Origin of the sequence: Protofrankia sp. CiP1_Cm_nod2 (assembly GCF_920664355.1) — a bacterium.
Taxonomy (GTDB): Bacteria; Actinomycetota; Actinomycetes; order Frankiales; family Frankiaceae; genus Protofrankia.
The window spans coordinates 1-8,468 of the sequence record NZ_CAKKTL010000223.1; the positions used below are offsets into that span (position 1 = coordinate 1).

Sequence of the window (8,468 nt, forward strand, 5' to 3'; positions counted from 1 at the left end):
GCAACACCCAACGGCAGTGCCAACGCCGCCGCCAGGAGCCGCCGCCGGGTCCTGAACCTGGATCTGATCGGTGCGGAGGACAGAAGTCTGGGCAACATGAGTCCTTACATGTCCGGTCCCCTCCGGCGGAGGGGAGCGTAACACGCCCCTGTGCGCACACCTAGCGCCGACAAGCAACGTTCCAGCATGCTAACAACAATCGATCTGTTTTTAGGATGAAATACCACGATAGATCTTCTTTTCCGTCACCGTCCGTCGTCGTTTCTGCCAGGATCCGTCGTCCAGTAGCGGATGTCAGCCATGGGGCCCTCAGCCATGGGGCCCTCAGCCACGAGGGGCGTAGCGCACAACGCCGTCCTCGGCGGTGGCCGCCACCAGCTGGCCGTGTTCCACCAGCAGGTCGAGGTGCGCCTCGATCTCGAGAACGGCCAGCGTCTGGCTGGTCGTGTCGAGTTCGTCCAGCCGCCGTTCCCGGCGGGTCCAGCGCATCGCCGACGCGACCTGGAACGCCGTCTCGGCGCCCGCGCGGACATTGCGGGCGGCGCTGTCCAGACGTGCCTCGTGGTGGGCCAGCAGTTCCTCGACCCGCCGGTGCACGCTGGTGGTGACCGGGCCGTGCGCGGGCAGCAGCAGCGTGTCGGGCAGGCCGCCCATCAGCCGCAGCGACTGCAGGAAGCTGCGCAGCGGCGACGGTTCGGGCGCCCACTCGAACCCCAGTGATGGGGTGATGTGCGGTAACACGTGGTCGCCGGCGAACAGCAGGCCGTTGGCATTGTCACGAAGCACCACGTGGCCGCGGGTGTGCCCGGGGGTGGCGAGGACGTCGAGCCTGCGCTTCGCCAGGCCGACGACGTCGCCGTCGTCGAGCCAGCTGTCGGGGGTGCCCCACGGCGCGTCCTGCGAGTGGTCCGTCTCGTGCAGCAGGTATCGGGCGTAGCGTTCGGCCAGCTCGGGGGCGCCGCAGCGCAGCAGCATCGCGATCTGTGGACGGGCGAGGACCTCGGTTTCCCCGCCGGCGTGTATCGAGTGGCGCTCCTCCCGGCCGATGCTGACCTTTGTCCCGAACCGCGCGCGCAGGGCGAGGGCCTGGGTGTAGTGGTCGTGGTGCGCATGGGTCACCACCACGCGGGAGACGTCGTCGAGCTGGTAGCCGAGCGTGCCCAGGGCGGTGACCAGCGCGGATTCGGTGGACGGCATGGCCCAGCCGGAGTCCACCACGACCAGGCCGTCGTCGTCCGGCACGACGTAGACGTTCACGGCGCGCAGACCGCTGTACGGCAGTGGGAGCGGGATGCGGTAGACCCCGGCCGCCACGGGATGCGCGCCGGGCTCCGTCCAGTCGTCGGGCTGTTCGTTCGGCGGCGGTGGCACGCACGTCTCCTCGATCGGTTCTTCGGCCGGCGGCCGCGACGCTCTCGGCCTATCCAGCGTCATCCATCTAAATATAATTAGAATTAATATATTTTACTGTGCCGACCGGCCGCCCGTCTCCCGCCGCGCCAGTTCCCCCCGGCGGGACGCGAACGGCCCGAGACGCAAGTGATCATTGTCTTCCGTCCGCTGCCCGGTCCGTTGTCGACGACGGGCATCCCCGCCCCGGGGCCGATGTTCCGCCGGCCCGGCCGGCCACGCTCATCACCTCCCTGGCCGGTCGGCCTGCCCGGGCCGGGAGGTTCTGTTGGACGTCGAGTCGCGCAGGCTGGAGGCCGAGCAGCACTGGTCCGCGATCGAGGAGGCCTACGCCCGGATCCAGCGGGAGGATCCGGCGGGCTGGCAGGGATACCTCGATGAGCCGGGCAGCTGGGAGTCCGGTACCAGCGGCACCGACGAGCCGGCCTCGCTGGAATGGCCGGAGTTCAACCGTTGAGGGTCCGCCGTGGCGATGCATGAGCTTCGCCGGTTGGGCATGATCAGAGCGCGATGACGGTGACCGCTTCGTCCAGCCCGTGGAAGCCGTCGGCGTTGCGGGTGTACAGGGCCGAAGCTGGAGCCAGTGGAAGGTAGCGAATCTATGTCCTGAAGTAGCTATTATGAGCAGGAAAAATGCAGCTCTTGCTACTGTAAGTCACAACGTGTGCCCCCGGCAGGATTCGAACCTGCGCACCTGCCTCCGGAGGGCAGTGCTCTATCCCCTGAGCTACGGGGGCTCCGGGGCTGCGGCTCTTACCGTACCAGGCCCGTGGGGGTGGTCATCCGGCCGGGTAGCCGTAAGCTCCGGATGTGTACTGCGAAGCCCCGCGCGTCCTCGTCGTGGATGACGACGCCGTGATCCGCCAGCTTGTGGTGGTCAACCTCGAGCTGGAGGGCTTCGAGGTGTACACCGCGGTCGACGGTTTCGACTGTCTGGAGCGGGTCCGGTCCGTCGCGCCGCATGTGATCACATTGGACGTCATGATGCCGCACCTGGACGGCTGGGACGTGGTTGCCCGCCTGCGCGAGGATCCCGCCACGGCGGACATCGCGGTGGTCCTGCTGTCCGCGCGCGCCCAGGCCGCGGACCTCAGGCGTGGGGAACGGCTCGGGGTGGACTACTACCTCACCAAGCCCTTCGACCCGGACGAGCTGATCGGGGTCGTGCGCCGGCTCGCCGCCGGCCGCGGCCAGCCCGTCTGAGGTCACGACCGGCCCGTCCGGGGTTCGGCGGCCGGCCGGGGCCGGTGCGCGCCGATAGCATCACGCCATGACTCCGGCCGATCTCGCGGAAACCCTGCGGGCCATCGTTCGCGATCTTGTCGCGGACGACGAGCTCGACGTGGAGGTACCCGCGACGGTGCCGGTCGCACGTCCCAGGGCCGCGGGGCATGGTGACTACGCCACCCCGCTCGCCCTCCGGCTCGCCCGGCCGGCGCGTCGGCCGCCGCGGGAGATCGCGGAGGCGGTCGCGGCCCGGCTGCGTCTGGACCGGGCGGTGTCCGCTGTCGATGTCGCCGCCGGCGGCTTCCTCAACATCCGGCTGGCGAGTGACGCCCTCGGCGAGATCGCCCGGACGGTCGTGCGCGCGGGCGACGGCTATGTCCGCGACATCGCGGCCCGGGACGTCGCGGCCCAAGACGCCGCGGTCCGTGGTGCCGCGGGCGACGGTGTCGTGCCCGGTTTCCGGCGGCCGGACAGCGACGACGATCAGGCGGGCCGCCGTGACGGCGGCGATCACGTCGGCGGCGGGCGCACCGCCACTGGTTCGATCGCCGGCCCCGCCGACCTGGCTGGCCTCGCCGACCTGGCTGGTCTGGCCGGCTTGGTGAACGCGGTCGGGGCGGACGCGGCCCGTTATTCGCTCGCCCGCCTCCCACCGGGCAGCGTCGGTGTGCGCGACATCGACCTCGACGTCATTGCCAGGCGGGCCAACGACAGCCCGGTTTTCCGCGTCCAGTATGCTCATGCACGTATTTGTCTGCTGCTGCGCAATGCCGGGCAGTTGGGGCTGGGGGTGGATGTCGAGGGCGCGGACGTGTCCCTGCTGACCCATCCGCGCGAGGGCGATCTGCTGCGGGCGCTGGGTGATCTGCCGAGGGCCGTCGCGGCGGTGGCTGAGCCGTGGGCACCGTACCGGGTCGCGCGTTACCTCGAAGAGCTCGCCGATACCTACCATTGTTTCCAGGGGGCATGCGAGGTGCTGCCCCGGGGCGACGACGCGGCAGGGGCGCTCACCGGGGCGCGGCTGCTGCTCGCCGACGCGACCAGGATCGTGCTTGCCGGTGGCCTCCACCTGCTGGGCGTGTCGGCTCCGACGAGGATGTGACTGTCGTGCGTGACCAGGCCCGTTCGCCCGTCCACCAGCCGGTACCCGCCGGTGGCTGTGCCGGCACGTCCACGATCGGCAGGGCCAGGCCCACGGCCGGCAGGGGCACGTCCACGATCGGCAGGGGCATGCTGGGGCAGGCCACGGGGAGAAGCTCCGGTGAGGAATCCGCGATGAGGAACCGGCGATGATGAGGATTGCGCTGCTGGGGTGTGGTGTGGTCGGCAGTGACGTCGTTCGGCTGCTGCACACCCATGCCGAAGATCTCGCCGCCCGGGTGGGCACGCCCCTGGAGCTGGCCGGCGTGGCCGTCCGCCGCCCGTCCATCGCGCGCGACCTCCCGGTCGATCCGGCGGTTTTCACCGGGGACGCGGCGGCGCTGGCGACCCGGGACGACATCGACATCGTCGTGGAGGTGGTCGGCGGCATCGAACCGGCCCGCGGCTGGCTGCTCGCCGCGCTGCGCGCGGGCAAGTCGGTGGTGACGGCGAACAAGGCGCTGCTGGCCACCCACGGCGCGGCGCTGTACGACGCCGCCGCCGCGCACGGCGTGGACCTCTACTACGAGGCGGCGGTCGCCGGCGCGATCCCGCTGCTGCGCCCGCTGCGGGAGAGCCTCGCCGGTGACCGGGTCCGCCGGGTGCTCGGCATCGTCAACGGCACCACCAACTACATCCTCACCCGGATGGACGAGACCGGTGCCGGCTTCGCCGAGGCCCTTGAGGAGGCGGCCGCGCTCGGGTACGCCGAGGCCGACCCGAGCGCGGACATCGACGGCTTCGACGCCGCCGCGAAGGCGGCGATCATCGCGCAGCTGGCGTTCCACACCCGGGTGACCCTGGACGACGTCCACCGGGAGGGCATCGGTGACGTCACCGCCGCGGACATCGCCAGCGCCCGCGCCATGGGCTGCACGGTGAAGGCGCTCGCCATCGCCGAACGGTCGGTGGAGGCACCCGGAGTGAGTGTGCGCGTGCACCCGGCGATGATCCCGCGGACGCATCCGCTGGCGGCGGTCCGGGAGGCGTTCAACGCCGTGTTCGTCGAGGCGGAGGCGGCCGGTCAGCTGATGTTCTACGGCCGTGGGGCCGGTGGCTCGCCCACGGCGTCCGCGGTGCTCGGCGACCTGGTCGCGGTGGCGCGCAACCGGCTGGCCGGCCGGCGTGGCCCGGGGGAGTCCGCCTACGCGGCCCTGCCCGTCCTGCCGATGGGCGCGACCGTGACGCGCTACCACATCAACCTGGACGTGACGGACAAGACCGGGGTGCTCGCCTCGGTCGCCGCCGCGTTCGCGCGCCAGGACGTGTCCATCCAGAGCGTCCGCCAGGACGGTCACGGCGACGACGCGAGTCTGGTCCTGATCACGCATGCGGCCACCGACGCGGCCCTGTCCGCGACCGTCGAGGAGCTGCGGGAACTGGACGTCGTCCGCGCCGTCGCGAGCGTGATGCGGGTCGAGGGAGGTGAGCTGTGACGACAACATCGCGTGCCGCGACGGTGCCGGTGGGGTCGCCTGCGGCGACGGTGCCGGTGGGGTCGCCTGCGGCACGGGCAGCCGTGCCGCAGGCGGTCGCGGGCCCCGCCGCCGAGGCGGCGCGGGCCGCCAGGACGCGCCGGGTGTGGCGGGGAGTGATCGAGGAGTACCGGGACCGGCTCCCGGTCTCCGCGGACACGCCGGTGGTCTCTCTCCGGGAGGGCGGGACCCCGCTGCTGCCCGCGGCTCACCTGTCCGAGCTGACCGGCTGCGAGGTCCATCTCAAGGTCGAGGGTGCCAACCCGACCGGTTCGTTCAAGGACCGTGGGATGACGATGGCCATCAGCCGTGCGGTCGAGGCGGGTTCCCAGGCGGTGATCTGCGCGTCCACCGGCAACACCAGTGCCAGCGCCGCCGCGTACGCCGCTCGTGCCGGGCTGACCTGCGCCGTGCTGGTGCCGGACGGCAAGATCGCGATGGGGAAGCTGGCGCAGGCCCTTGTCCACGGGGCCCGTCTGCTGCAGCTCGACGGCTCCTTCGACGACTGCCTGCGGGTCGCCCGCGAGCTCGCGGACACCTTCCCGGTCACCCTCGTCAACTCGGTGAACCCGTTCCGCCTGGAGGGGCAGAAGACCGCTTCCTTCGAGATCGTCGAAGATCTGGGCTCGGCTCCCGACGTCCACTGCCTGCCGGTCGGAAATGCGGGGAATATCACAGCTTACTGGCGCGGCTACGTCGAGGAGGACGCGCGCAGCGGCGCCGGCCGGCCCCGCATGCACGGTTTCCAGGCGGCCGGTGCCGCCCCCATCGTGCGCGGCAGCGTGGTGGACCGGCCGCAGACGATCGCCACCGCGATCCGGATCGGCAACCCCGCGTCGTGGGACCTTGCCGTGCGGGCCCGGGACGACTCCGGCGGCGGGATCGACGCGGTGACCGACCGGCAGATCCTCGCGGCCTACCGGCTCCTCGCGCATCGCGAGGGCGTCTTCGTCGAGCCCTCCAGCGCGGCGAGCGTCGCCGGGCTGCTGCAGGCCCGGGCCGCGGGCCGGGTCGAGGCCGGCGAGCGGGTGGTGTGCACCGTGACGGGCAACGGGCTGAAGGACCCCGAGTGGGCGATCAGCGGGGCGGCCAGGCCGGTGACCATACCGGCGACGGTGGCGGCCGCGGCCACGGCGCTCGACCTGCACGGGTCGTGAACCACCCGGCGGCGTCACCGCTGCTGACCGTGCCCCGGACGGGCCAGACGGCCCGGGTGCGGGTACCGGCGACCAGCGCCAACCTCGGCCCGGGCTTCGACGCCTGTGGTCTCGCCCTCGGCCTGTACGACGAGCTCACCGTCACCGTCACCGGCGCCGGTCTGTCGATCGAGGTGGCCGGTGAGGACGACGGCGCCCGCGACGAGACCCATCTGGTCGTCCGCGCCCTGCGGGCCGGTTTCGCCGCGGCCGGTACCACTCCGGCCGGGCTCCGGCTGGCCTGCGTCAACCGCATCCCGCACGGCCGGGGCCTGGGCTCGTCGGCCGCGGCGATCGTGGGCGGCCTGCTGGCGGCGAGCGCGCTGGGCGGCGGCCGGCCGGGCATCCCGGAGGCCTTCGCGCTCGCCTGTCGGCTCGAGGGGCATCCGGACAACGTCGCCGCCGCCCTCTACGGCGGTTTCACCATCGCCTGGCACGACGGCGACGGCCCGCCGCGGGTGGCCCGTACCGACCCGCCCGAGGACCTGCGGCCGGTCGTGTTCGTGCCCGCCCGCCGCCAGTCGACGGCACAGTCACGGGTGGCGCTGCCGGCGAGGGTGCCCCACGCGGACGCGGCGATGAGCGCCGGGCGGGCCGCGCTGCTGGCGATGGCGATGTCGGGAAACCCGTGGGCGATGCCGGGAAACCCGCGGCCCCGCCCCGGTGGGGCCGGTAGCGCCGCGGAGGCCTCCCCGCAAACGCCCGGGCCGGAAAACGGCGGCCGCGTCGCTGCCGGCCCGAGGGACGGCCAGCCGCGTGGCGACGGGCGGAACGGGTGTCCCGGCCTCGCCGGTGACCGGCCGGCCGGCTTTCCCGCCGGAACGCCGGCCGGGAGCCAGACCGGGAGTCAACAACGCGTCCGGCCGGGCGCTGTGTCCTGGCGGGACGCGCTGCTGGCGGCCGTCGACGACCGGCTGCACCAGCCCTACCGGCTGCCGTCCATGCCCGAGACCAGCGGTCTGCTCGCCCGGCTGCGGGCGGCGGGGCTGGCGGCCGTCCTGTCGGGTTCCGGACCGACGGTGCTGGCGCTGGCCGTCGACGAGGACCAGGCCGCCCTCGCGCGGGCCTGTGCCGGCGGGGATTTCAGCGTGTTCGACCTGCCCGTCGACCGGGACGGGGCGCAGGCCAGGCTCGTCGTCGGCTGACGGCCCGGCCGCTGCCGCCGCTGCCGCGGCCGGTGGGGAATCCTCCACAGCTTCCCGAGCGACAGGCGCCGATGTGTCCGTTCCGCGCGTGGCACGTCTGTCCGGCATGCTCCGTAAGTCCGGTGGACGCTCCTCACGAGTACGGCACATCGGCTGAAATGGCCCCGGCCCGGGCGGGAAACGGATGACTCCGAAGCAATACGCCGGCAAGGATGTTGCCCAGGTGACTGCGTCTGGATAGTCTGGTGGCTGCACCCGCTGCTGCCGCGGCGCGTGCTCGCCCGCCGGTGCCACCGGCTCCTCGTAGCCGGAACCTGGTACCGGACTTGGTGCCTCAGCCTCGTCATCGAAGCCTCGGCCAGCACCGGTCAAGTCCTCAGCGGGACAGACGAGTTCGCACGCGGTACTCAGCCGTTGGCGCCGTCATGGGCGCTCTGCCTGCCCACCGGTGCTGAATATCGTTTCCATGTGGGATGCCCAGGCGAAGAAGGTCAACAAGTATCACCCGGCTTCCGTAAGCCGGTCCCTTCAGGGAAGGAACATCTTGAGCGACACCACCGACGTGCTGCCTGACAGCGCACGTGAGTCTGCGGGGTCACAGACACCGACGTCGTCCGTGGACACCGGCTCCACGCGACGCCGGCGCTCAGGCACCGGCCTTTCGGCCATGCTGCTACCGGAGTTGCAGGCCATGGCGGCTTCGTTGGGTATCCAGGGCGTGGGACGTCTGCGAAAGGGGCAGCTCATCGCGGCGATCCAGAACGTGCAGGCTCCCAGCGGCCAGGCCGACGACGCCCCGGCCGGGACGCCGGGCGCCGCGGCCGTCCCCGCCGCGCAGCCGGAGCCGGCCGCCGGCCCCACCGGCGCGCCAGCAC

8 protein-coding genes and 1 tRNA gene are annotated in these 8,468 nt (G+C 72.2%); 7 read left to right on the forward strand and 2 right to left on the reverse strand.

Features of this window, described 5'->3' with window-relative positions; genetic code table 11:
- Positions 1-324 precede the first annotated feature (324 nt).
- Complete coding sequence (locus NBW84_RS19690; protein WP_250286277.1) at positions 325-1,371, reverse strand: MBL fold metallo-hydrolase; 1,047 nt, start codon at positions 1,369-1,371, stop codon at positions 325-327.
- A gap of 307 nt (positions 1,372-1,678) precedes the next feature.
- Here NBW84_RS19690 and NBW84_RS19695 point away from each other — a divergent pair, with 307 nt between their 5' ends.
- Positions 1,679-1,867, forward strand: a complete 189-nt coding sequence (locus NBW84_RS19695; RefSeq protein ID WP_250286279.1) for a hypothetical protein — start codon at positions 1,679-1,681, stop codon at positions 1,865-1,867.
- Between the two features lie 208 nt (positions 1,868-2,075).
- On the opposite strand, the gene NBW84_RS19700 is transcribed toward NBW84_RS19695, so the two are convergent.
- Positions 2,076-2,147, reverse strand: a tRNA-Arg gene (locus NBW84_RS19700).
- 73 nt (positions 2,148-2,220) lie between these two features.
- Between NBW84_RS19700 and NBW84_RS19705 the strand changes: the two genes are divergently transcribed.
- The 6 genes from NBW84_RS19705 to NBW84_RS19730 form a co-directional block, all read left to right on the forward strand.
- Positions 2,221-2,613 (forward strand): response regulator transcription factor, encoded by a 393-nt coding sequence (locus NBW84_RS19705; RefSeq protein ID WP_445548535.1) that lies wholly within the window; start codon positions 2,221-2,223, stop codon positions 2,611-2,613.
- A gap of 67 nt (positions 2,614-2,680) precedes the next feature.
- A complete protein-coding gene (locus NBW84_RS19710) occupies positions 2,681-3,739 on the forward strand; it encodes a DALR anticodon-binding domain-containing protein (RefSeq protein ID WP_250286282.1) in 1,059 nt (352 codons plus the stop codon).
- A gap of 190 nt (positions 3,740-3,929) precedes the next feature.
- Positions 3,930-5,213, forward strand: a complete 1,284-nt coding sequence (locus NBW84_RS19715) for a homoserine dehydrogenase (RefSeq protein ID WP_250286292.1) — start codon at positions 3,930-3,932, stop codon at positions 5,211-5,213.
- The gene (thrC, locus tag NBW84_RS19720) at positions 5,210-6,409 is read left to right on the forward strand and encodes a threonine synthase (RefSeq protein WP_250286284.1); all 1,200 of its coding nucleotides are present in this window, start codon (positions 5,210-5,212) and stop codon (positions 6,407-6,409) included. Before NBW84_RS19715 ends, thrC begins: the two co-directional genes overlap by 4 nt.
- Positions 6,406-7,593: a homoserine kinase gene (locus NBW84_RS19725; protein ID WP_250286287.1), complete on the forward strand. Its 1,188-nt coding sequence runs from the start codon at positions 6,406-6,408 to the stop codon at positions 7,591-7,593. Before thrC ends, NBW84_RS19725 begins: the two co-directional genes overlap by 4 nt.
- A gap of 448 nt (positions 7,594-8,041) precedes the next feature.
- Positions 8,042-8,468: Rho termination factor N-terminal domain-containing protein (locus NBW84_RS19730; RefSeq protein WP_250286290.1), on the forward strand; the 427-nt coding region annotated here is incomplete at its 3' end.

Excerpts from the sequence above, each read along its gene's own strand:
- NBW84_RS19710 (WP_250286282.1), top strand. The coding sequence starts at position 2,681 with ATGACTCCGGCCGATCTCGCGGAAACCCTGCGGGCCATCGTTCGCGAT.
- NBW84_RS19715 (WP_250286292.1), top strand. The coding sequence starts at position 3,930 with ATGAGGATTGCGCTGCTGGGGTGTGGTGTGGTCGGCAGTGACGTCGTT.